The 23,410-nt window shown below is 63.4% G+C and carries 14 protein-coding genes and 1 pseudogene; 6 read left to right on the top strand and 9 right to left on the bottom strand.

What is annotated here, in order from left to right:
* Positions 1–3: 3 nt before the first annotated feature.
* From pgl to ACP2YO_RS38860, 5 genes and pseudogenes are all read right to left on the bottom strand, one after another.
* Positions 4–756 carry a 6-phosphogluconolactonase gene (gene pgl, locus ACP2YO_RS38880; protein WP_426443421.1) on the bottom strand — a complete coding sequence of 251 codons (753 nt, stop codon included), beginning with the start codon at positions 754–756 and terminating at the stop codon, positions 4–6.
* 2 nt (positions 757–758) lie between these two features.
* A complete protein-coding gene (gene zwf, locus ACP2YO_RS38875; RefSeq protein WP_426436375.1) occupies positions 759–2,270 on the bottom strand; it encodes a glucose-6-phosphate dehydrogenase in 1,512 nt (503 codons plus the stop codon).
* A gap of 57 nt (positions 2,271–2,327) precedes the next feature.
* Positions 2,328–3,311, bottom strand: coding sequence for a phosphogluconate dehydrogenase (NAD(+)-dependent, decarboxylating) (gene gnd, locus ACP2YO_RS38870; protein ID WP_426436373.1), 984 nt, complete (start codon positions 3,309–3,311; stop codon positions 2,328–2,330).
* A 12-nt stretch (positions 3,312–3,323) separates the two neighbouring features.
* Positions 3,324–6,170 carry a bifunctional transaldolase/phosoglucose isomerase gene (locus ACP2YO_RS38865; RefSeq protein WP_426436371.1) on the bottom strand — a complete coding sequence of 949 codons (2,847 nt, stop codon included), beginning with the start codon at positions 6,168–6,170 and terminating at the stop codon, positions 3,324–3,326.
* 211 nt (positions 6,171–6,381) lie between these two features.
* Positions 6,382–6,756: pseudogene (locus ACP2YO_RS38860) on the bottom strand (DsrE family protein).
* Positions 6,757–7,278: 522 nt separating this feature from the next.
* Here ACP2YO_RS38860 and ACP2YO_RS38855 point away from each other — a divergent pair.
* From ACP2YO_RS38855 to ACP2YO_RS38840, 4 genes are all read left to right on the top strand, one after another.
* The gene (locus ACP2YO_RS38855; protein WP_426436369.1) at positions 7,279–9,222 is read left to right on the top strand and encodes a PrkA family serine protein kinase; all 1,944 of its coding nucleotides are present in this window, start codon (positions 7,279–7,281) and stop codon (positions 9,220–9,222) included.
* 105 nt (positions 9,223–9,327) lie between these two features.
* A complete protein-coding gene (locus tag ACP2YO_RS38850; protein ID WP_426436367.1) occupies positions 9,328–10,605 on the top strand; it encodes a YeaH/YhbH family protein in 1,278 nt (425 codons plus the stop codon).
* A complete protein-coding gene (locus ACP2YO_RS38845) occupies positions 10,605–12,149 on the top strand; it encodes a SpoVR family protein (protein WP_426436365.1) in 1,545 nt (514 codons plus the stop codon). The genes ACP2YO_RS38850 and ACP2YO_RS38845 overlap by 1 nt, the downstream gene beginning before the upstream one ends.
* Before the next feature lie 423 nt (positions 12,150–12,572).
* Positions 12,573–13,763 carry an ABC transporter substrate-binding protein gene (locus ACP2YO_RS38840; RefSeq protein ID WP_426436363.1) on the top strand — a complete coding sequence of 397 codons (1,191 nt, stop codon included), beginning with the start codon at positions 12,573–12,575 and terminating at the stop codon, positions 13,761–13,763.
* A 67-nt stretch (positions 13,764–13,830) separates the two neighbouring features.
* Here ACP2YO_RS38840 and ACP2YO_RS38835 read toward each other — a convergent pair whose 3' ends face one another.
* The 4 genes from ACP2YO_RS38835 to ACP2YO_RS38820 all read right to left on the bottom strand — a co-directional run bounded on the left by ACP2YO_RS38835 (position 13,831) and on the right by ACP2YO_RS38820 (position 19,413).
* Complete coding sequence (locus ACP2YO_RS38835; protein WP_426436361.1) at positions 13,831–14,886, bottom strand: 2-oxoacid:ferredoxin oxidoreductase subunit beta; 1,056 nt, start codon at positions 14,884–14,886, stop codon at positions 13,831–13,833.
* Positions 14,883–16,730 carry a 2-oxoacid:acceptor oxidoreductase subunit alpha gene (locus ACP2YO_RS38830; RefSeq protein ID WP_426436359.1) on the bottom strand — a complete coding sequence of 616 codons (1,848 nt, stop codon included), beginning with the start codon at positions 16,728–16,730 and terminating at the stop codon, positions 14,883–14,885. The genes ACP2YO_RS38835 and ACP2YO_RS38830 overlap by 4 nt, the downstream gene beginning before the upstream one ends.
* Positions 16,700–18,499, bottom strand: a complete 1,800-nt coding sequence (locus ACP2YO_RS38825; protein ID WP_426436357.1) for an FAD-dependent oxidoreductase — start codon at positions 18,497–18,499, stop codon at positions 16,700–16,702. The genes ACP2YO_RS38830 and ACP2YO_RS38825 overlap by 31 nt, the downstream gene beginning before the upstream one ends.
* Positions 18,500–18,741: 242 nt before the next feature.
* Entirely contained in the window at positions 18,742–19,413 is a 672-nt protein-coding gene (locus tag ACP2YO_RS38820; protein WP_426436355.1) for a hypothetical protein, read from the bottom strand.
* A gap of 195 nt (positions 19,414–19,608) precedes the next feature.
* Between ACP2YO_RS38820 and ACP2YO_RS38815 the strand changes: the two genes are divergently transcribed.
* Together ACP2YO_RS38815 and ACP2YO_RS38810 are read left to right on the top strand one after the other, a co-directional pair.
* Entirely contained in the window at positions 19,609–21,831 is a 2,223-nt protein-coding gene (locus ACP2YO_RS38815) for a caspase family protein (RefSeq protein ID WP_426436353.1), read from the top strand.
* A 30-nt stretch (positions 21,832–21,861) separates the two neighbouring features.
* On the top strand, positions 21,862–23,406 hold the full coding sequence (locus tag ACP2YO_RS38810; RefSeq protein ID WP_426436351.1) for a DUF1800 domain-containing protein: 1,545 nt from the start codon (positions 21,862–21,864) through the stop codon (positions 23,404–23,406).
* The last annotated feature ends 4 nt before the right edge of the window (positions 23,407–23,410 follow it).

The raw sequence follows: 23,410 nt of genomic DNA, 5'->3' as shown, positions 1-23,410 counted from the left end.
CCGTCACCCACGAAAATCCTCCGGCAGCGCGGCCTGATCGACGAGCCAGATGGTCTCGCCTTGCGATCGCGCGCGATTCGCCGGCAGGTTCTCGCCTGCGAAGAGGCGCGTCAAGATCGTGCGCTTGCCGTGCCCTGCGATCTCGAACAGCATCTCGCGGCAGGAAGCCAGCGCCGGCAAGGTCAGCGAGACGCGCGGTACGAACGGCTCGACATTGGCCTTGGGGACTCCGACTACCCAGCGTGTGGTCTCCTCGACGGCTGGGTAACCGGGAAACAGCGACGCGGTATGGCCGTCGGGACCGACGCCCATCAGCACGAGATCGAACAGCGGACGCGCCGGATCGAGCTGTTCGGCGCCGTAGAAAGCCATCAGCTCATTTTCGTACAGCGCGGCACTCTTGTCTGGATCCTTGAGGTCAGCGGTGTCGGTCGGGATCGGATGGACATTGGCGGCCGGTGCGCAGCGATCCAGGAAAGCCTGGCGCGCCATGCTCATATTGTGCAGCGGGTCCTTCCGCGGCACCAGGCGTTCGTCGCCGATGAACCAGTGCACGCGCTCCCAGGGAATTCTGGGACGATACTCCGGCGTCGCCAGCAGCTCGTAAAGTGCTTTCGGGCTCGAACCGCCGGTGAGGCAGACAGCCACGCGGCCGGCATTCTCCGCAATCCTTGCGATCACCCGCTCGGCCGCTGCCTTCGCCAGCGCGGCCGGATCGGCGACCGTGATGATCCTGCGCTCGCCGCTCCCTGCCATGGTCAGCTGAGCTTTCGCCAACTGCGGCCGTCGCGCGTCAGCAGGGCGTTGGCAGCCTCCGGGCCCTCGCTGCTGCCGGCCTTGTAGGGCTGCAGCCCGCGCCCGCCGGCGTTCTTCCAGGCATCGAGGAAGGGCTGCACCGCCTGCCAGCCGGCCTCGACGCTGTCGGCGCGCTGGAACAGGATGTTGTCGCCGATCATGCAGTCGTAGATCAGTGTCTCGTAGCCGGTCGACGGCTCCGCCTTGAAGTAGTCCTTGTAGCGGAACTTCATCTCGACGCCGTCGATATCAATGGCCGGGCCGGGCACCTTGGTGTTGAACTGCAGCTCGATACCTTCGGTCGGCTCGGTCGAGATGATGAGGAAATTCTGCGACAGGCGATCGACCGGCGTGTCGCGAAACATGCCAATCGGCGCCTGCTTGAACTTGATTGCGATCTCGGTGCGCTTGGTGTTGAGCGCCTTGCCGGTGCGGAGGTAGAAGGGAACGCCGGCCCATCGCCAATTGTCGATCGTCAGCTTCAGCGCCGCATAGGTTTCGGTGGTGCTATCAGGCTTGACGTCCTCGGTCTTCAGATAGTCCTCGATCTCGGTGTCGCCGATCCTGCCGGCGCGATACTGGCCGCGCACCGAATTGTTGAGCGCTTCCTGCTCGCTCTGGGTCTGGATTGCTGCCAGCACCTCGGCCTTTTCCGATCGCACCGCATGTGCATCGAAGCGCGCCGGCGGCTCCATCGCGACCAGTGACAACAGCTGGAACAAATGATTCGGCACCATGTCGCGCAATGCGCCGGTGGCGTCGTAGAAGCTGCCGCGGTGGCCGACGCCGAGCTTCTCCTCGACCGTGATCTGGACGTGATCGATGTGGTTGCGATTCCAGATCGGCTCGAACATGCCGTTGGCAAAGCGCAGCACCAGGATGTTCTGGACGGTCTCTTTGCCGAGATAATGATCAATCCGGTAGATCTGGTGCTCGTCGACCAATTTTAGCAGCGCGGCGTTCAGCGTCCTTGCCGACGCCAGATCGGTGCCGAACGGCTTTTCGATCACCAGCCGCCGCCAGGAGCCGTTCTCCTCCAGCATGCCGGTGCGCCCGAGTTGCTCGCTGATCGGCAGAAAGGCGCTGGGCGGGGTTGCGAGATAAAACAGGCGATTGCCGCCGGTCCCGCGTGCTTTTTCGACCTTCTCGAGCCGCTCATTCATGGTGTCGAAGGATGCGGGATCGCTTGGATCGGCCTCAATCGAGGTGACGCATTCGAACAGGCGCTTGACGACCGTCTCGTCGATCGGGCGCGTCGCGAACTGGCGCAGGCCCTTCTGCAGACTATCGGACATCTCTTCGCTCGACATGCCCTTGCGGGCGATGCCGACCACACAGAATTTCTCCGGCAGCAGGTTTGATGCCGCGAGGTTATAGAGCGCCGGGATCACCAGCCGGTGCGCGAGGTCACCGGTGGCTCCGAAGATGATGAAGGAGCAGGGATCAGGTTTTTTCTGCACGTGAGCGTCAGCCATTCAGTACTTTCCTGCAATACTTTCGTGCAATGCCTTCCTGCACTTTACGCCTTCTTACTACGCTTTCTTGGGCGGCTCCTTGTGGCCGCCAAAGCCGGCGCGCATCGCCGAGAGGATCTTCTCGGCGAAGGTATGATCCTTGCGCGAGCGGAAGCGTGTGTAGAGCGCGGCCGTGAGAACCTCGGCCGGGACTGCTTCGTCAATCGCGGCGTTGACGGTCCAGCGGCCTTCGCCGGAATCCTCGACAAAGCCCGAATAATTGTCGAGCGTGTGATTTGACGCGAGCGCCGACGCGGTGAGATCGAGCAGCCAGGACGGGATCACGCTGCCGCGACGCCACACCTCGGCGATATCTGCGATATCGAGGTCGAAGCGATGGTCCGGCGGCAGCGCCTCGATGTTGGCGTTCTTGAGGATGTCAAAGCCTTCGGCATAGGCCTGCATCAGGCCGTACTCGATGCCGTTGTGGATCATCTTGACGAAATGCCCGGCGCCGACCGGGCCGGCGTGGATGTAGCCCTGCTCGATCCTGACATCACGGCCCTCGCGGCCAGGCGTGTGCGGGATGTCGCCGATGCCGGGCGCGAGCGTCTTGAAGATCGGATCGAGCCGGTCGACCACGGCCTTTTCGCCGCCGATCATCATGCAGTAGCCGCGCTCGATGCCCCAGATGCCGCCGCTGGTGCCGACATCGACATAATGCAGCCCGCGCTCCTTCAGCGCCTTGCCGCGGCGGACGTCGTCCTGCCAGAACGTGTTGCCGCCATCAATGATAACATCGCCGGGCTGCATCAGTTTCGACAGGGCCTCGATGGTGGCTTCGGTGATCTTGCCGGCCGGCAGCATCACCCAGACCGTACGCGGCGCTTCCAGCTTGAGAACGAAATCCTCCAGCGACGAGGCGCCCGCGGCGTTGTCAGCGGTAAGCGAGGCCACAGCCTTCGGATCCTTGTCGTAGACCACGGTGGTGTGGCCTTGCTTCATCAGGCGGCGGACAATGTTGCCGCCCATCCGGCCGAGGCCGATCATGCCGAGTTGCATCGCAGGGCTCCTTCAGTTCAACGCGGCTGTTATCGCGGCATCGAGCGCCGCGAGCCCGGAGGCGAGATCACCCTTGAGATGGATGCGGAGCGCACGCCGGCCGCGCTCGGTGAGCACGTCGAAATCGCCGCGCGCCTGCGCCGCCTTGATCACGCCGAAGCTCGCCTTCTGGCCAGGCACCGGCAGATCCTTGGCGTCATCGGCCGTCACCTGCAGGAACACGCCACTGTCGGGGCCGCCCTTGTAGGCCTGTCCGGTCGAATGCAGGAAGCGCGGGCCGAACTCGGCGCAGGTCGCAAGGTGTTTGGCATCGCGCACCTTCAGCCGCATCGCCTGCACGGCGTCGATGGTGTCGCCGTCGCGCTCGATATAGGCGAGCAGGGCGACATAATCGCCGCGGCCGGAGCGCGAAAGATGCGCCTTGACCCATGAATTGAGGTCGCCATTGGCGCCGGCCTTGCGCAACTCCTCGGCATTCTGCCCGTCGGTGTAGAGATCAACATCCGCCGACGATACCACCGGATGCTCCGCAGGGAGTGTGCCGGTCTTCTCGAACGCAGCCGTGAGCTCGCGGGTCTTGATCTTGGCCGCTTCGACGTCCGGCTGGTTGAACGGGTTGATGCCGAGGACCGAGCCGGCGACCGCGGTCGCGATCTCGAAGCGGAAGAACTCCTGGCCGATATGGTCGATCGATTTCATGACAATGCGCACGACCGGATGGCCCGCGGCCTCGATTGCGGCGAGTTTGCTCTCGTGCGCGGCATCGTCGTCGCCTTCGGTGCGCAGGTCGATGAAGAAGCGGTCGTTGCCATAGACGGCAGGATCGCCAATCGTCTCACCTTCGATCGGGACCAGTCCCTTGCCGTCCTTGCCGGTCGATTCCGCGATCAACTGCTCGGCCCAGGCGCCGAAGTCGGCGACCTTCGGCGAGGCGAAGATCGTCACCTTGTCGCGGCCTTCGAGCCCCGCGATGCCCATCGCAAGGCCGAGCTGCACGCCGGGGTTTTCCTGTGGCGGCACGTCGGCGCCGCAGGAGCGCATCATCGATAGCGTGTGGCCGAGCAGGCTGCGGATATCGATGCCCGCCGCAGCCGCCGGCACCAGGCCAAACGGCGACAGCACGGAGTAGCGGCCGCCGATCGTGGGATCGCCGTAGAAGATGCGTGCAAAGCCCTGCTTGATGGCGACCTTCTGCAGCGCGGAGCCGGGATCGGTTACGGCGATGAAGCGATGGCCAGCCTCGTCCTTGCCGATCGCTTTTGCCACCCGATCGAAGAAATAGTCCTTCATCACATTCGGCTCGGTGGTGCCGCCGGATTTGCTGGAGACGATGAACAGCGTCTTCTCGATATCGACGAACTCTTCCATTGCGCGTACCTGCGCCGGATCGGTGGAGTCGAGCACGTGCAGTTTCGGGAAGCCCGGTTTGTGCGGGAAGGTCTCCGCCAGCACCTCCGGTCCGAGGCTCGATCCGCCCATGCCGAGCACCACGGCATCGGTGAACTGCTGCCCCTTCACGCGGTGGGCGAAATCCTCGTATTCGGCGACATCGGCCGAGGCTGCACTGGTCAGCCAGCCGAGCCACTTATTCTCGTCATCGCCGGTCCAGACCGACTTGTCCTTCTGCCAAAGCCTGCGGATCTTGGCCGACGCGCGCCATTCCTCGGTGCTCCTCTCGACCGCCTTCTCGATAGCAGCGCCGAGCGCCAGCTTCTGGTGGTCGATGCCGCCGCCGAGCGAGGTCGCGCGCTTGTGCGCCACCGCGCCGTAGAGCTTGTCGGCCGCGTCGGCGAACAGCTTGACGCCGTCCTTCACCAGCTCCGCGGTGATCGCGTCGAGCGAGACACCGGATTTCTCAAGCTCCTCCAGCACGTGCTTTGCGTCGTCGACATTCTCCTCGAGGCTGTCACGCGGTTTGCCGTGATCGCGGAACGCGTCGAGCGTCGCCGGCGGCACGGTGTTGACCGTGTTGGGGCCGATCAGCTCCTCGACATAGAGGACGTCCCTGTAGTCCTTGTTCTTGGTGCCGGTCGAGGCCCAGAGCAGCCGCTGCGGCTTGGCGCCCTTGGCCTTGAGCTTGTCCCAGCGGGGGCCCGCGAACAGGCGCTTGTAGTCCTGGTAGGCCAGCTTGGCGTTGGCGATCGCGACCTTGCCCTTCAGCGCGGCGAGCCGCTCCTTTTCGGAGGGATCGTTGGCCTTGGCGATCTTCTCGTCGAGCTGCTTGTCAACGGCGCTATCGATGCGGCTGACGAAGAAGCTCGCGACGCTTGCGACGTGGGAGGGATCGCCACCCTTGGCGACGTATGTCTCCAGGCCCTTGAGATACGCTTCCGCGACCTGCCGATAGACCTTCTGCGAGAACAAAAGCGTAATGTTGATGCTGATGCCTTCGCCGATCAAATGCTCGACCGCGGGCAGGCCCTCCGGCGTCGCCGGCACCTTGACCATCAAATTCTTGCGATCAACGTCCTTCCAGAGCCGCTCGGCCTCCGCGATCGTGCCCTTGGTGTCCATCGCGAGATAGGGCGACACTTCGAGGCTGACGAAGCCGTCGCCGCCATGGGTGTGGTCGTAGACCGGGCGCAGCACATCGGCGGCGTGCTGGATGTCCTCGACCGCGACATGCTCGAACAGGTCGGCGACCGAGCGGTCGCCATGCTTCAGGGCGCCGGCGATCGCACTGTCATATTCATCCGAACTGCCGATCGCCTTCTCGAAGATCGAGGGATTGGACGTCACGCCCTTGACGCCGTCGGTCTCGATCAGCCGCTTCAGGTCGCCCTTGGTGACGAAGCCGCGGGCCAGGAAGTCCAGCCAGACTGCCTGGCCATGGTTTTCGAGTGCTTTGACGGGATTCATGGGTGCCTGTTCTCGTTCGATCGAGGGTCGATTTTTGGGTTCCCGGGCAGCTTTCGGGGGCGGGGGCGGATTGTCAACATCAAGCGGGGGCCCAGGCGGAATATGAGTGGTCCCGAACCATAACGCCATTCACATCAGTTCGATCCCGCCAGCGTTCGGATTTCGAGGAGAGCCTGATCTCGGCACATTTTTATGACTGCGCACGACCTGCTCACGGCCTCAAATAGAGGTAACCCTGCGATTGCAGTTCGGCGAGGCGGACGACGCCGCGCCTCTCGGCACTAACGAAGCCCGGCGGCGGGCCGTTCAGGCTGATGTTCTGCGATTTCATGGTGTTGGCGCAGACGGCGAGCTCGATTCCGTCTCTCGAAAACTGGCCGACATGCTCCGACAGGCCGGAATTGGCCGCGGTCACACTGTCGGGGACCGCCGACACCGTCGAGATGGTTCTGGATGTGGTCGATGGCGAAATTGACCTTGTCGAGGTCGCTGAGGTGGTAGAGCACCTTCAGCTTTTTTGCTGGCGCCCGATCGTGGCGCTGGCCTGCGACGTTGCGAAGACTGCGCCAATGGCTGAACGCGGGATATCAGCTCGCAATCGGTCTCAGGAATAAGTGATGCGTGTCGCGCATCACAATTGATACGCGGCGATGGTGCCGCGCGGGATTGTGCAGGACTCGCCGCCTTAGTCGCGGCGACAAGGAGGCACGTTCAACGACGCCTGAATCTTTGATCATGCGACATGTGAAGCGCGCATCTTGAAGTCACGGCCGGTCAGTCACACGTCTTGAGGGAAGCCCAACGTTCATCGCCCGGGCGCGGAAGGTGCCTAGTTAGGATGTTCGCTTTGGAGGCCTGACCTCCCGTTAAACCACGGATGTGGCGAGCGGGCTACAACTGTCAAAAACAGGCCACTAACTGCGGATATTGATGAACTATTAAGCTTCATGCCTGTTGATAAGGCAGAGGCTGCATGCGCCGTGCATTGCCGAAGTGAGTCGGTCGAGTGTCCAATGGACCCAGCGTGCCGACGCTGATTCGATCCTTGGGCTCTGGTTGCGACTCGTTTCAGTCGTGCGGCGATACACATATCGTGGAGAGAGGGATCATGTACAACGATTCTTTGTTCAACGCCTTCGCCAGGTCGTTTGAAGCACGAAGCCAAACCGACATGTCGATGGCCGAGTATCTGGAGTCGTGTCGAAGCGATCCGATGCGATATGCCAATGCGGCCGAGCGGTTATTGGCGGCGATCGGTGAGCCTCAGATGATCGACACGGCCAAGGACCCTCGCCTCGGCCGTATCTTTTTGAACCGCACGATCCGTTCATATCCAGCCTTTGCCGGCTTCTATGGCATGGAGGATACGATCGAGCGCCTCGTCGGCTTCTTCCGCCACGCGGCGCAAGGGCTCGAAGAGCGCAAGCAGATCCTCTATCTGCTCGGGCCGGTCGGCGGCGGCAAGTCGTCGCTTGCCGAACGCATCAAGGCATTGATGGAGGTTCACCCCATCTACGTGCTGAAGGCCGGCGACGAGCTGAGCCCCGTGTTCGAGTCTCCGCTCGGCCTGTTCGATCCGGACCAACTCGGGCCGATGATCGAGGAGAAGTACGGCATTCCGCGCCGCCGGCTGAGCGGGCTAATGTCGCCATGGGCCTACAAGCGGCTGGAAGCCTTCGGCGGCGACATCTCGCAATTCCGCGTCGCGCGTATCCAGCCCTCGCGGCTTCGCCAGATCGGTGTGGCCAAGACCGAGCCCGGCGACGAGAACAACCAGGACATCTCGTCCCTGGTCGGCAAGGTCGACATCCGCAAGCTCGAGACCTACGCCCAGAACGATCCCGACGCCTACAGCTATTCCGGCGGCCTCAACCGCGCCAACCAGGGCGTGCTCGAGTTCGTTGAAATGTTCAAGGCGCCGATCAAGATGCTGCATCCGCTGCTGACGGCGACGCAGGAAGGCAACTATATCGGCACCGAGAATATCGGCGCGATCCCCTTTACCGGCGTCATCCTGGCGCACTCCAACGAGTCCGAGTGGCAGAGCTTCAAGACCAACAAGAACAACGAGGCCTTCATCGACCGCATCTGCGTCGTCAAGGTCCCGTACTGCCTTCGGGTGGCCGAGGAGCAGAAGATCTACGAGAAGCTGATCCAGACCTCCGAACTCGCCGCCGCGCCCTGCGCGCCAGCCACGCTGGAGACGCTGTCCCGCTTCTCGGTGATGTCACGGCTGCGCAAGCACGAGAACTCGACGCTGTTTGCCAAGATGCGGGTCTACGACGGCGAAAGCCTGAAGGAGTCCGATCCCAAGGCCCGCAGCGTGCAGGAATACAAGGACGCCGCCGGCGTCGACGAGGGCATGGACGGCGTCTCGACCCGCTTTGCCTTCAAGGTGCTGGCTTCGACCTTCAACCACGACACGACCGAAGTCGGCGCCGACGCGGTGCATCTGATGTACGTGCTGGAGCAGTCGATCCGTCGCGAGCAGCTGCCCGATGAAGTCGAGAAGCGTTATCTCGAATTCATCAAGGCCGATCTCGCACCGCGCTACGCCGAGTTCATCGGCAACGAGATCCAGAAGGCCTATCTGGAATCCTATTCCGACTACGGCCAGAACCTGTTCGATCGCTACGTCGATTACGCCGACGCCTGGATCGAGGATCAGGACTTCAAGGACCCCGACACCGGGCAGCTGCTCAACCGCGAGCTTCTGAACCAGGAGCTGACCAAGATCGAAAAGCCTGCCGGCATCGCCAACCCGAAGGACTTCCGTAACGAGGTCGTCAAGTTCTCGCTGCGGTCCCGGGCCCATAATGGCGGCAAGAACCCGGGCTGGACCTCCTACGAAAAAGTCCGCGACGTGATCGAAAAGCGGATATTCTCGCAAGTCGAGGATCTGCTTCCGGTCATCTCCTTCGGTTCCAAAAAGGACGGCGAGACCGAGAAGAAGCACGGCGAGTTCGTCGAGCGAATGGTGGAACGCGGCTATACCGAGCGCCAGGTTCGCCGGCTCGTCGAGTGGTACATGCGGGTGAAACAGGCCGGTTAGGGCATGATCCGGAGACGTGAAAACCGGCTTCCCTGCTCAACACGAAAATGAGATCATGATGCGATGTCTTAATCGTCGCAGCATGATCCATGAGGCGGATGCAACGTGGCCATTCATATCGTCGATCGGCGCCTGAACCCGGGTAGCAAGAGCCTGGAGAACCGCCAACGCTTCCTGCGGCGTGCCAAGGCGCTGGTTCAGGGGGCCGTGAAGAAGACGTCGCAAGATCGGGACATCAAGGACGTCCTGGAAGGCGGCGAGGTGACAATCCCGCTGGACGGCATGGACGAGCCGCGGTTCCGGCGCGAGGGGGGCACCCGCGACATGGTGCTGCCCGGCAACAAGAAATACATTGAAGGCGACTGGTTGCAGCGTCCGAACCAGAGCGGTGGCAAGGGTTCCGGCGCCGGCGAGGGCGACAGCGAGGACGCCTTCCGATTCGTGCTCAGCCGCGAGGAGTTCGTCGACCTGTTCCTCGACGACCTCGAATTGCCCGACCTTGCCAAGCGCAAGCTGGCGCAGACCGAAAGCGAGGGGCTCCAGCGCGCCGGCTACGCCACATCGGGCTCGCCGGCGAATATTTCGATCAGCCGCACCGTGGGTCGGGCGCTGGCCCGGCGCGTGGCGCTGCGCCGGCCGCGCAAGGACGAGATTGAAGCCCTCGAGGCCGAACTCGCCGAGTGCGACGACACGACACGCCGGCGCGAGCTGTTGGCGCAGCTCGAAGCCATGAAGGCCAAGGTCAAGCGGATCCCGTTCATCGATCCGATCGACATCCGCTACCGTCGCTTCGAGACGGTGCCGAAGCCGGTGGCGCAGGCCGTGATGTTCTGCCTGATGGACGTGTCGGGTTCGATGTCCGAGCACATGAAGGATCTCGCCAAGCGGTTCTACATGCTGCTCTACGTCTTCCTGAGGCGGCGCTACAAGCATGTCGAGATCGTGTTCATCCGGCACACCGACCGCGCCGAGGAAGTGGACGAGGAAACCTTCTTCCACGGACCGGCCTCCGGCGGCACGCTGGTGTCGAGCGCGCTCGTTGCAATGAACGATATCGTCCGCACTCGCTTCCGTCCGTCCGACTGGAACATCTATGCCGCACAGGCCTCCGACGGCGACAACATGACGTCGGACAGCGCGCAGACGGGCCATTTCCTCACCGAAAAGATCCTGCCGGTCTGCCAGTTCTTCGCCTACCTCGAAGTCGGCGAAGCTGCCAACTACACCTTCGATATGCCGGACTCCTCGCTCTGGACGCTCTACGAGCGCCTGCGTAACGACGGTGCGCCGCTGTCGATGCGCAAGGTCAGCGAGCGCGGCGAGATCTTCCCGGTGTTCCAGGACCTGTTCAAGCGCCGCAGCAAGCAGGAAAGGGTTGCGTGATGTCTTCTTCCGGCCAGCTGTTGTTCGAAGGCGCGGATTGGGACTTTCATATCCTGCAGCGGGTGCATGACGCCTGCGAGGAGATCGCGCGCAAGGAGCTCGGGCTCGATGTCTATCCGAACCAGATCGAAGTCATCACCGCCGAGCAGATGCTGGACGCCTATTCGTCGGTCGGCATGCCGCTGTTCTACAAGCACTGGTCGTTCGGCAAGCAGTTCGCCTTCCAGGAGGCGTCCTATCGCAAGGGCCTGATGGGCCTCGCCTATGAGATCGTGATCAACTCGTCGCCGTGCATTTCCTACCTGATGGAGGAGAACACCGCGACGATGCAGACGCTGGTGATCGCGCACGCCGCGTTTGGGCACAATCATTTCTTCAAGAACAACTATCTGTTCAAGCAGTGGACCGATGCCGACGGCATCCTCGACTATCTCGAATTCGCCAAGGGCTACATCGCCGCATGCGAGGATCGCCATGGCCGCGAAGCGGTGGAACGTACTGTCGACGCCGCACATTCGCTGATGTCGCATGGCATTGATCGCTATCCTGGAAAGAAGATCCTCGACCTCCGTGCCGACGAGAAGCGCGCCGGAGAGCGCCGTCGGCACGAGGAGAGCATGTTCAACGATCTGTGGCGGACGGTGCCGAACACCAAGGCCAAGAGCAAGGCGACGCTGACCGCCGAGCGTCGCCGCGCGCTGCTCGGGCTGCCGCAGGAGAACATCCTCTATTTCCTGGAGAAGACCGCGCCGCGGCTGGCGCCTTGGCAGCGCGAGATCATCCGCATCGTGCGCCACATCGCACAGTATTTCTATCCGCAGAGCCAGACCAAGGTGATGAACGAGGGCACCGCGACCTACGTCCATTATCGCATCATGAATCGCCTGCACCAGCAGGGCCGGATTTCCGACGGCAATTTCCTCGAATTCCTGCAGTCGCATACCAACGTCGTGTTCCAGCCGGAATTCGATGATCGCCGCTACTCCGGCTTCAATCCCTACGCGCTCGGCTTTGCGATGATGCAGGACATCGAGCGCATCGTGACCAAGCCGGAGGACGAGGATCGGCATTGGTTCCCCGACATCGCCGGCAAGGGCGACGTGGAAGGCGTGCTGCGCGACGTCTGGAACAACTATCGCGACGAAAGCTTCATCACCCAGTTCCTGAGCCCGGCGCTGATCCGGCGCCTCCGCATGTTCCACCTGCACGACGACCCCGCGGAAAGCGCGGGGATCAAGGTCGATGCGATCCACGATGAGCGCGGCTACCGCCGGGTCCGCCGCGAACTGGCGCGGCAATATGACGTCGGTTTCGTCGACGCCAATATCGAGGTGGTGGATGTCGATCTCGCCGGCGATCGCCGGCTGATGTTGCGCCACACCACGGTGAAGGGTGCGCAACTCAACGAGACCGATGCGCGGCGCGTGCTGCAGCACCTCGCCGATCTCTGGAGCTACGACGTTGCGCTGACCGAGGTCGACAGCACCGACAAGGTGTTGAAGGAATACGTCATCAGCCCGCGCGCGGCGGCCGTGGCGGCCTAGCGAGATGAGTTTTGGTCGAATCGGTTAGCGGCGGTTTCACCTCTCCCCGCCGGGGAGAGGTCGGCGCGAAGCGCCGGGTGAGGGTTCTTGCTTTCTCGATAGACCGTGACCCCTCACCCGATTTGCGGCGCAAATCGACCTCTCCCAAGGGAGAGGTGAACTTTCGGCGCCGTTCAAGTTCGACCTTATCTCATCATGCTCTGGCGCGATGGCATCATCGGCAATATCGGACGGCAGGTTTGCGCTTGCCGGCCGTCGTGCGGAATAGGTGTCTTGCCCGGTGAACCTTCGTGGCCATCGAAGGTTTTTATCGTGAACATCAAAGCAACATTCAGCTCCTGAAGCTATCTTCTTGGCGATTGCCTGCGCGGACGCGGTTGATAAGGTGCGCCGCGTCAAGAAAACCAAGAAGAGGATACACCCTTGTCAACTCGCGCCTGTCTGGCGAGCTTTCTCGCCTTCACCGCACTCTCGGCCTTGTCGATCTCGCCATCCGTTGCAGCCGAGACGTCGATCAAGATCGGAAACACCGCGCCCTACAGCGGCCCGGCATCCGCCTACGGCACGGTCGCGCGCGCCGAGGCGGCGTATTTCCAGATGCTGAACGATCAGGGCGGCATCAACGGCCGCAAGATCGAGTTCGAGAGTCTCGACGACGCCTATTCGCCGTCGAAGACAGTCGAGCAGACGCGCAAGCTCGTCGAGCAGGATGAAGTGCTTGCGATCTTCAGCGCGGTCGGCACCGCGCCCAACATCGCTGTGCAGAAGTATCTGAACATCAAGCACGTGCCTCAGCTCTTTGTCTCATCCGGCGCGACGCGCTGGAACGATCCGAAGCAGTTCCCCTGGACGGTCGGCTTCAATCCGACCTACGAGCTCGAAGGCAGGCTCTACGCAAAATACATCCTGAAGACCAAGCCGGATGCGAAGATCGCCGTCATCACGCCGAACGAAGATGCCGGCAAGGATTATCTCAGGGGTTTCAAGGACGGGCTCGGCGAGCATGTCGGCCAGCTCGTCTCGGAGACGACCTATCTGACGAGCGATCCGACCATCGATTCGCAGATGGTGACGATGCGCGAGTCCGGTGCGGATGTGTTCTTCGCGGAGGCGACGCCGAAATTCGCGGCACAGGCGCTGCGCAAGGCGGCGAGCATGGGCTGGAAGCCGCTGACCATCCTGCCGACCGTCTCGAATTCCGTGTCGGCGGTGCTCGAACCGGCCGGCCTCGAGAACGTCGTCGGTGTCGTGACCGGCCTCTATCTGAAAGATCCGACCGATCCGCGCTGGGCCGACGATCCCGGCCAGAAGGAGTTTTCGGCCTGGATGAAGAAGTACCAGCCCAACGCCAATATGGGCGATCTCTTCAACGCGCAGGGCTACACGGTCGCGCAGGTCATGACGGCGGTGCTGAAGAACTGCAATGGCGATTACAGCCGCGACAACATCATCAAGCAGGCCAGCAACCTCAAGGCGCTGGAGCTGCCGATGCTGTTGCCGGGCATCAAGATCCAGACCGAGCCCGACAATGTGACGCCGATCCGGCAAATCCAGATGGCGCGGTTCGACGGCAAGTCGTGGGCGCTGTTCGGCGACGTCCTGAGCGACAAGTAACCGCCAAAACGCAAGCCGGGCCTTCCAGGTTCAGCCCGAAAGGCCCGGCGCGATATCGGGCATTGCCTCAGCGCAAGCTGGCGTTGATCTTGTCCAGCACGGCGGAGCCGGGGCAAAGCGCCTTTTCGTCCAGCGTGTTGAGCGGCGTCTCGACAGTGTCGAGATGGGTGTGCAAATCGTCGGCGTCCGGATCGACATAGAGCAGTCCAGTGACGATCTGGCCCTTGGCCGCATGTTTCTGCAGGAAGGTCATTGCGCCGAGCCGGTCATGCGGATCGTAGTCGGCGTCGAGCTTGCGCAGCGCCAGCTTCGTGCCGTCATGCTGCTCGACCACCTGCACGGTGCCCGGCGCATAGTCGACGCTGATCGGATCGCGGCCGACCAGCACGTCGAGCCGGTTCACCGCGTCGTTGTGCTCGCGGACATAGTCGAAGCTCTTGGTCGAGCCAGCATGGTTGTTGAAGGCGATGCAGGGGCTGATCACGTCGATAAAGGACGCGCCCTTGTGCCGGATCGCGGCGGCAATCAACGGGACCAATTGCGTCTTGTCGCCGGAGAAGCTGCGCGCCACGAAGGTCGCTCCAAGCTGCAGCGCGATCGCGACCAGGTCGATCGCGTTGTCGGTGTTGGTGACGCCCTTTTTCGACTTCGAGCCACGGTCGGCGGTCGCCGAGAACTGGCCCTTGGTCAGGCCGTAGACGCCGTTGTTCTCGACGATGTAGGTCATGTTGACGCCGCGCCGGATCGAATGCGCGAACTGGCCGAAGCCGATCGACGCCGAATCGCCGTCGCCGGAGACGCCGAGATAGATCAGGTCGCGGTTGGCCAGGTTGGCTCCGGTCAGCACCGACGGCATGCGGCCGTGCACCGAATTGAAGCCGTGCGAATTGCCGAGGAAGTAGTCCGGCGTCTTCGACGAGCAGCCGATGCCGGAGATCTTCGCCACCCGGTGCGGCTCGATCGACAGTTCGTAGCACGCCTCGATGATCGAGGCGGTGATCGAGTCGTGGCCGCAGCCGGCGCACAGCGTTGAGATCTTGCCCTCATAGTCGCGGTGGGTGTAGCCGAGATCGTTCTTCTTCAGGCCGGGATGATGAAACTTCGGTTTTGCAATGTAGGTCATGACACGGCCTTGCGGAGAGGGGTGACCTTGAGGTGGTCCTGGTGGTCGCCGATCGAATTGGCGATGAAGCGGGCGGTGATCGGCGTGCCGTCAAAGTGCAGGATCGGCACCAGCCGGACCGGATCAATTCCGTTCTCGTTGACGATCAGCTGGCGGAGCTGGGCGTCGCGGTTCTGCTCGACCACGTAAACAAAATCATGATCGGCGATGAAGCTCGCGACGCTGGAGTGGAACGGGAAGGCCCGGACGCGCAGGCGGTCGAGGTGATGCCCGCGTGCCTCCAGGATGCCGATCGCCTCGTCCATCGCAGGTGACGTCGAGCCGAAATAGATCACGCCGTATTTGGTTGGCTTCGCCGCATTGGCTTGCAGCGGCCGCGGCACCATGTCCTGCGCGGTCTCGAACTTGCGTACCAGACGCTGCATGTTGTCGGCGTAGACGGCGCCTTCTTCCGAATAACGCGCATAGCGGTCGCGCGAGGTGCCACGGGTGAAGTAGGAGCCCTTGGTCGGATGGGTGCCGGGATACGTGCGATAAGGGATGCCGTCGCCGTCGACGTCGAGATAGCGGCCGAAGTCGCGGCCTTCGTCGAGCATCTCGGCGGTCATCACCTTGCCGCGGTCATATTGCCTTGCGTCGTCCCATTTCAGCGGGCGGCTTAGCCGATGGTTCATGCCGATATCGAGATCGAGCATCAGGAAGATCGTGGTTTGCAGCCGCTCGGCGAGATCGAACGCGACGGCAGCGAACTCGAAGGCCTCCGCGGGATCCTCCGGGAACAGCAGCACATGCTTGGTGTCGCCATGCGACGCATAGGCGCAGGAGATGACGTCACATTGCTGGGTGCGGGTCGGCATGCCCGTCGAGGGGCCGGCGCGCTGGATGTTCATGATCACGGCCGGGATCTCGGCGAAGTAGGACAGGCCGATGAATTCGGTCATCAGCGAAATGCCCGGACCCGAGGTCGCGGTAAAGGCCCGCGCGCCGTTCCAGGAGGCGCCGATCACGATGCCGATCGAGGCAAGCTCGTCTTCACCCTGCACGATGGCGTATTTCGCCTTTTTGGTTTCAGGGTCGTGGCGATACTTCTTGCAATGAGCAGTGAAAGCTTCCGCGACCGAAGACGACGGCGTGATCGGATACCAGGCGCAGACGGTGGCGCCCCCATAGACCGCGCCGAGCGCCGCCGCGCTGTTGCCCTCGATGAAGATGCGGTCGCCGACCTTGTCCGATTTCTTCACCCGCAGCCCGATCGGGCATTTCAGGTTCTGCAGTGCCCAGTCGCGGCCGAGATGCAGCGCATGGACGTTGGAGGACAACAGCTTCTCCTTGCCCTTGTATTGCTCGCCGATCAGTTGCTCGACCAGCTTGGGATCAAGGTCGAGCAGGGCGCAGAGCGCGCCGAGATAGATGATGTTCTTGAACAGCTGGCGCTGCCGCGGATCGGTGTAGGTCGAGTTGGTGATCGCGGTCAGCGGCACCCCGATGACGTTGATGTCCTCGCGGAACTTCGACGTCGGCATCGGCTTGGTCGAATCGTAGAACAGATAGCCGCCGGGCTCGATTCCAGCGACGTCCTTGTCCCAGGTTTGCGGGTTCATCGCCACCATCATGTCGACGCCGCCGCGGGCGCCGAGATGACCGGCTTCGGTGACGCGCACCTCGTACCAGGTCGGCAGGCCCTGAATGTTGGACGGGAAGATGTTGCGTGGGCTCACCGGTACGCCGTGGCGCAGGATCGAGCGCGCAAACAGTTCGTTGGCAGAGGCGGAGCCCGAGCCGTTGACGTTGGCGAAGCGGACGACGAAGTCGTTTACGCTGCTGATCGGGCTTTGGACTGGCATGTTGATCCCGCTTGAACCATATCGATGAGGTATTTTTGCATATCCCAGGCGCCGGTCGGACAGCGCTCGGCACACAGCCCGCAGTGCAGGCAGACATCCTCGTCCTTCGCCATCACGCGTCCGGTCTTCAGGCCGTCGGCGACATAGATCGCCTGGTCGTGATGCGGCGAGGGGGCCTTCAGCCGCTGCCGCAGATCATCCTCTTCGCCGTTCTCGGTGAAGGTGATGCAGTCCATCGGGCAGATGTCGACGCAGGCGTCGCATTCGATGCAGAGCGGCGCGGAAAACACCGTCTGCACGTCGCAATTCAGGCAGCGCTGCGCCTCGCCGAGCGCGAGCTTGAGGTCGTAGCCGAGCTCGACCTCGGTGCGGATGTCCTTCAGCGCGATCACCTTGTCGCGATGCGGCACCTTGTACCGCTTGTCGGCGGAGATGTCGTTGTCGTAGCTCCACTCGTGGATGCCCATCTTCTGCGAGGAGACATGCACCTCGGGCAGCGGGCGCTCGTTGATGTCCTCGCCGGACAGCAGCCTGTGGATCGAGAGCGCGGCGTCATGGCCGTGCGCCACCGCCCAGATGATGTTCTTCGGCCCGAACGCCGCGTCGCCGCCGAAGAACACTTTCGGATTGGTCGAGACGAACGTCTTGGGATCGACTTTCGGCATGTGCCATTTGTCGAACTCGACGCCGCAATCGGCCTCGATCCAGGGAAACGCATTCTCCTGGCCGACCGCGACCAGCACATCGTCGCAGGGCACGGTTTCGTCCGCCTCACCCGAGGGCACCAGATTGCGCCGGCCCTTGGCGTCGTACTCGGCCTTGACCTTCTGGAAGGTGACGCCGATCAGCTTGCCGTTGTCGTGAACGAAGGCTGTCGGCACCATGTAGTTGAGGATCGGAATGTCCTCGTGGAGGGCGTCTTCCTTCTCCCAGGGTGAGGCCTTCATCTCCTCGAAGCCGGAGCGGACGATCACCCTGACGCTGTCGCCGCCGAGGCGGCGCGCGGTGCGGCAGCAATCCATCGCGGTGTTGCCGCCGCCGAGTACGATGACGCGGCGCCCGATCTTCTCGATATGGCCGAACGACACCGATGACAGCCACTCGATGCCGATATGGATGTTGGCGGCAGCTTCCTTGCGGCCGGGAATCTCGAGTTCGCGGCCACGCGGCGCGCCGCTGCCGACAAAGATCGCGTCATAGTTCTCGGACAGCAGCTGCTTCAGGCTGTCGACGCGATGGCCGCCCTTGAACTCGATGCCGAGATTGAGGATGTAGTCGGTCTCCTCGTCGATCACGCTATCGGGCAGCCGGAATTTTGGAATCTGGCTGCGCATCATGCCGCCGGCCTTCGGGTCGCCGTCGAACACGGTGCAGTGATAGCCGAGCGGCGCGAGATCGCGGGCCACCGCAAGCGAGGCGGGGCCGCCGCCGACCAGCGCGATGCGCCTGCCGTTCTTCGGTCCCGGCCTCGGCAGCCGATGCTTGATATCGTCCTTGAAGTCAGCCGCGACGCGCTTCAGGCGGCAGATCGCTACTGGCGTTTCCTCGACGCGGCCGCGGCGGCACGCGGGCTCGCACGGACGGTCACAGGTGCGTCCCAGGATTCCGGGGAACACGTTCGACTGCCAATTGATCATGTAGGCGTCGCTGTAACGCCCCTCAGCAATCAACCGGATGTACTCGGGAACGGGAGTGTGTGCGGGGCAGGCCCATTGGCAATCGACTACTTTATGAAAGTAATCCGGCGCCGAGATATCAGTCGGTTTCATTCCTACCTTTGACCCGCGCGAAAAATGCCAGAGGCGCGGCCTTATTGTTGACGACGAACGCTCACGCGACGTTGTTCTGGTTTTTGAATTGGATCATAGGGTTATCTTATTAGACCGGTTCCAGAAATGGCAAAGGCAAATTTGCGCGATCAGCAGCTTTCGCGCGGCTGATGTGCGTGGAGCGCTCGTCTCGAACTAGTTATGCGGCGGTGCAATATGGTGCGCCGCCGCATTCGATGTGTTTAGCCGCGTGGAAGATCGCTCTTCGCGATGTCCCACAGCAGCCGGTAGACGCCTTTCGAGACGATCAGCGGCTTGAACGCAGCATTGTCGGTGATGCCGGCCGCAGCCGCGGGGATGGTGTTCACATCTGTGGCATCGATCAGCACGAACCAGTCGCCGGCGCCGGGATCGTCCTCCGCTGCGCCCGAGGTGAGCGGCTTCGAGAGCGCCGGATCGTTCTCCAGCAGATGCATCGAGATGACGCCGTCCCGTGCGGAGGGATCAAGCCGCTCGCGCAAGGCGGCGCGAAGCTTGTCCGCACCGTCAGCGGGCGGACGCAGGCGGATGATGCCGAGCGCTGCGCCTCGGCCCGTGCCGCGGCTGATCGTGATGCGCGCGACCCCGCGGATCATGTTTTCAAACCGCGCGATGTTGGCCTTCGACCATTCGGTCTGGCCGGCGAGCGCCGTGCGGTAGGCCGGGCTGTCGAGCACCTCGAATGTCGCGGTCGAGTAGAGGCTGAGATATTTCGGCTTGCCGTTATGGGCGACGTAGCGGCGCGCTTCGAGGAATCCGTCGATCGCCACCCGTTCTTCGAGATGTTCGCGGTCGTACCAGCGATTGAATTCAGCCTCGTGTAAGGTGTCGACATCCATCGATGTCAGCAGCATGCCCTGTCCGGCGATCGGCATCGTTTGCTCCTGGGTGCCTGATTTGACTGCCGAATATTGCCGAACGGCCGCTGCAACGGAAGCCGGTTCCTGCAATGAAAACCAGCTCAGACCAAGGATTGCCACAATTCGTGCAATTCTGTTCAGCGCGGGTTCACGGATACTGCATTTCCATTCGTCCGGAAGATTGCTGAAATGAAAAAAGGGGACGCCGCGATGGCGCGAATTTTGTGGGCATTGATCGTCGGTCTGGTGTCGCTCGCGTCGCTTCCCGTGCATGCGCAGGATCAGGAAAAGCGGCTCGCGCTCGTCGTCGGCAATGGTGCGTACCAGGCGAGCCCGCTGCAGACCGCGGCCAACGATGCCGGATTGATCGCGCAGACCTTGCAGGCGGCCGGCTTCGACGTGATCGGCGCGCGCGACCTCGATGGCGAGACGCTGCGCAAGTCGTTCCGCGACTTCATCCAGAAGGTGCAGGACGCCGGACCGAACACCGTCGCCTTCGTCTATCTCGCAGGTTATGGGGTGCAACTGACCGGCGAGAACTACTTCGTGCCGGTCGATGCCAAGATCGCACGCGACACCGATGTGCCGGTCGAAGCGATCAGGATGTCCGACTACACGCATCAACTCTCGGCGCTGGGGATCAAGGCTGATGTGATCGTGCTCGATGCGGCGCGCAGCAATTCGTTTGCCAAGGACGGCCAGCCGCTGGCCGGCGGCCTCGCGCTGGTCGATCCCGATCCGAAGATGCTGGTTGCCTTCAACTCCGCGCCCGGCACCGTCGCGCCGGACGGCGCGCCGCCTTACGGTCCCTATGCCCAGGCGCTGGCGGAAATGATCCGCACCGGCGGTCTGTCTCTGCCCGACGTGTTCGACCGGGTTCGCCTGCGCGTCAACGACATGACCAAGGGCGCGCAGATTCCGTGGGACGCGCAGAAGATCGATGCACCCTTCGTGTTCTTCGAGCGCAAGCCGGATGCGCCGCCGGCCCAGACCGACGCCGGAATGCGCACCAAGCCGATCCGTGATTTCTCGGCGCAGGATGCCTATACGGCGGCGCTGGAGCGCGACACGCTGCCGGGCTACCAGGATTATCTGCAGGCCTACCCGAACGATCCGCTCGCCAGGCGGGTCCGCGCGATCGTCGCCGCGCGGCGCGAGGCGATCACCTGGCGCCGCACCTACAACGCCGATACGCCGGACGCTTACTGGTCCTATCTCAATCGCTATCCACACGGCCCGCATGCGTTCGATGCGCGGCGCCGGCTGAGCTATCTCTCGGCTGCGCTTGAGCCGCCGCCGCAGTTCGCGCCGATCGCCTACGACGTGCCGCCGCCGCCGCCTGATGAGGTCGACTATGTCGATCGTCCGGTGCTCTATTACAGCGACCCGGCGTTTGCCTTTGCGCCACCGCCGCCACCGCCGCTGTTCTTCCTGCCGCCACCGCCGCCGGATTTCGTGGTGCTGCCGCCACCGCCGCCGCCGATCGGCCTGTTCGTGCTGCCGATCCCGTTCTTCGTGGCGATGCCGGCCTATGTCGCAGCGCCGGCCTATGTCGTGCCGCCGCCGAACAACATCGTGTTCAACAACATCCACAACACCACGATCATCAACACCGTGATCAACAATCCCAACCCGACGCCGGCGCAACTCGCTGCGGCCGGGGTGAGGCCAACGGTCCCCGGCGGGCCTATCACGAGGGGACCGTCGCTGCCGCCCGCCGCGTTGCAGCGCGCCAATCTGGCGCAGCCGGGCGGTCAGCAAGGCGGTCAGCCGGGGCCTGGTGCGCGGACCGGCACCGCACCGGCGTTGCCCGGCGCCACGCCGAACGCTGCCGCTCCTGCCGGACCTGGCGCGCCCGGGGTCCATACCTTGCCGGGTGCCAGGAACGGACCGCCATTGCCCGCGACGGCAACGGCGCCCACGACCCCGGCACAACCCGGCGCCAGGCCGAATGCACTTGCTCCCGGCAGGCCCGCCACGGCCCTGGCGCCCGCCAACGCGCCCCCGCACGGGACGGCCGGAAGGCCTGCCCCGGGGACGACGAACGCGCCCTTGACCGCGGGCAAGCCGCCCGCGGCGGCACCGCTGACGCATGCAGCGACGGCGCCGACCAGCACGCTGAAGCCTGCGACCGCGACACGTCCGAAAGCAGCAGTTCGCGCGGCGCCGGCAAGACCGGCTCCGGCTGCGCGGCCCGCACCGGTGCGGGCCGCAGTAACCCGGCCACCGGCCTCGCGTCCGGCGCCGCCACCGCGCCCGGCTGCCCCGCCGCCACCACGTGCGGCAGCCGTCGCGCCGCATCCGGCTCCCGCTCCGCCTCCGCGTGCTGCCCCGCCGCCGCCCCCGCGGCCGGTGGCGCAGCGTGCCGCGCCGCCGCCGCGGCCTGCCGCCCCGAAGCCGCCGCCATGCCCTCCTGGAAAGTGCAAGCACTGAGGGCGTGACGCCATGAGCAGGTCAGCATCCATGAGAACATCAGGCTCTCCCGGATTCCGGTCGGTCTCGACGCTTCTGATCGGTGCGATCGCAGGGCTGGTGGCTTGCCACCAGCCCGCCCGCGCCGCCGAACTCGCCGCACAGGACGTCGCGCTGCTCGATCGCCTGACCTGGGGCGTCAACGCCGCGAGTGCGGCGCATCTGCGCGAAATCGGCGTCGAGCGGTGGCTGCAGGAACAATTGCACCCGGCCAACTCGACCTTGCCGGAAGCCGCCCGCGCCCAAGTCGAGGCGATGCCGGACGTGCATCGCTTTCCGTTCGATATCGCCGTCAGCTTCGATCAGCAGGCGAAGTCCGCCAACCAGGTCGCCGACCCCGAGCAGAAGAAGGCGGCGCAACAGGTCTATCAGCAGGCCATGAACGACCGCGGCAGACAGGCCGCCGCCCGCAGCATCCTGTACGCGCTCTATGCGCCGGACCAGTTGCGCGAGCGCATGACCTGGTTCTGGTTCAACCACTTCAATGTCCACCAGTACAAGGCTAACATCCGCGTGCTGGTAGGCGACTACGAGGATCGCGCGATCAGGCCTTATGCGCTCGGCAAGTTCCGCGACCTGCTCGCCGCGACGCTGCATCATCCGGTGATGCTGCGTTATCTCGACAATGCCGACAACGCGGCCGGCCATCTCAACGAGAACTACGCCCGCGAGATCATGGAGCTGCACACGATGGGCGTCGGCTCCGGCTATAGCCAGGCCGATGTCGAGGCGCTGGCACGGATACTGACCGGCGTCGGCATCGATTTCAAGCCGGAGGACCCCAAGCTGAAGCCCGAGCTGCAATCCCAGCTTGTCCGTGAAGGCGCGTTCGAATTCAACCCGGCACGCCACGACTATGGCGACAAGACCTTCCTCGGCCATCAGATCAAGGGCCGTGGCCTCGCGGAGGTCGACGAAGCGCTCGACATCCTCTGCCGTCATCCCGCCACCGCCACGCATATATCAAGGCAGCTTGCGACCTACTTCGTGTCGGACAATCCGCCCGACGCGCTGGTGCAGCGCATGGCGCAGACCTTCCAGAAGACCGATGGAGATATCGCGGCTGTCATGTCGACCCTGGTGCACGCGCCGGAATTCACGGCGACCTTGAAGGGCGGCACGAAATTCAAGGATCCGGTGGTCTATGTGATGTCGGCGGTGCGGCTTGCCTACGACAACAAGGTCATCCTCAACACGCTGCCGATTCAGAACTGGCTCAACCGCCTGTCGGAGGGCCTGTTCAACCACGACACCCCCGACGGATATTCGATGCTGTCGGCGGCATGGAACGGTCCCGGACAGATGATGCTGCGCTTCGAGATCGCGCGCGCGATCGGATCGGGCTCGGCCGGGCTGTTCAAGCCGAACGAGCCCAACGCCGCCGACCAGCCGGCGTTTCCGCTGGTCATGAACGGACTCTACTTCAACAATTTGCGCCAGACGCTGAGCCCGACGACGCTCGCCGCACTCGACCAGGCGATGTCCCCGCAGGACTGGAACACGCTCTTTCTATCGTCACCGGAATTCATGCACTGAAAGG

This window comes from Bradyrhizobium genosp. P (assembly GCF_049949265.1).
GTDB lineage: Bacteria > Pseudomonadota > Alphaproteobacteria > Rhizobiales > Xanthobacteraceae > Bradyrhizobium.
Note: the sequence above shows the minus strand (reverse complement) of the source record. Positions and strands in the feature narration are given on the sequence as shown.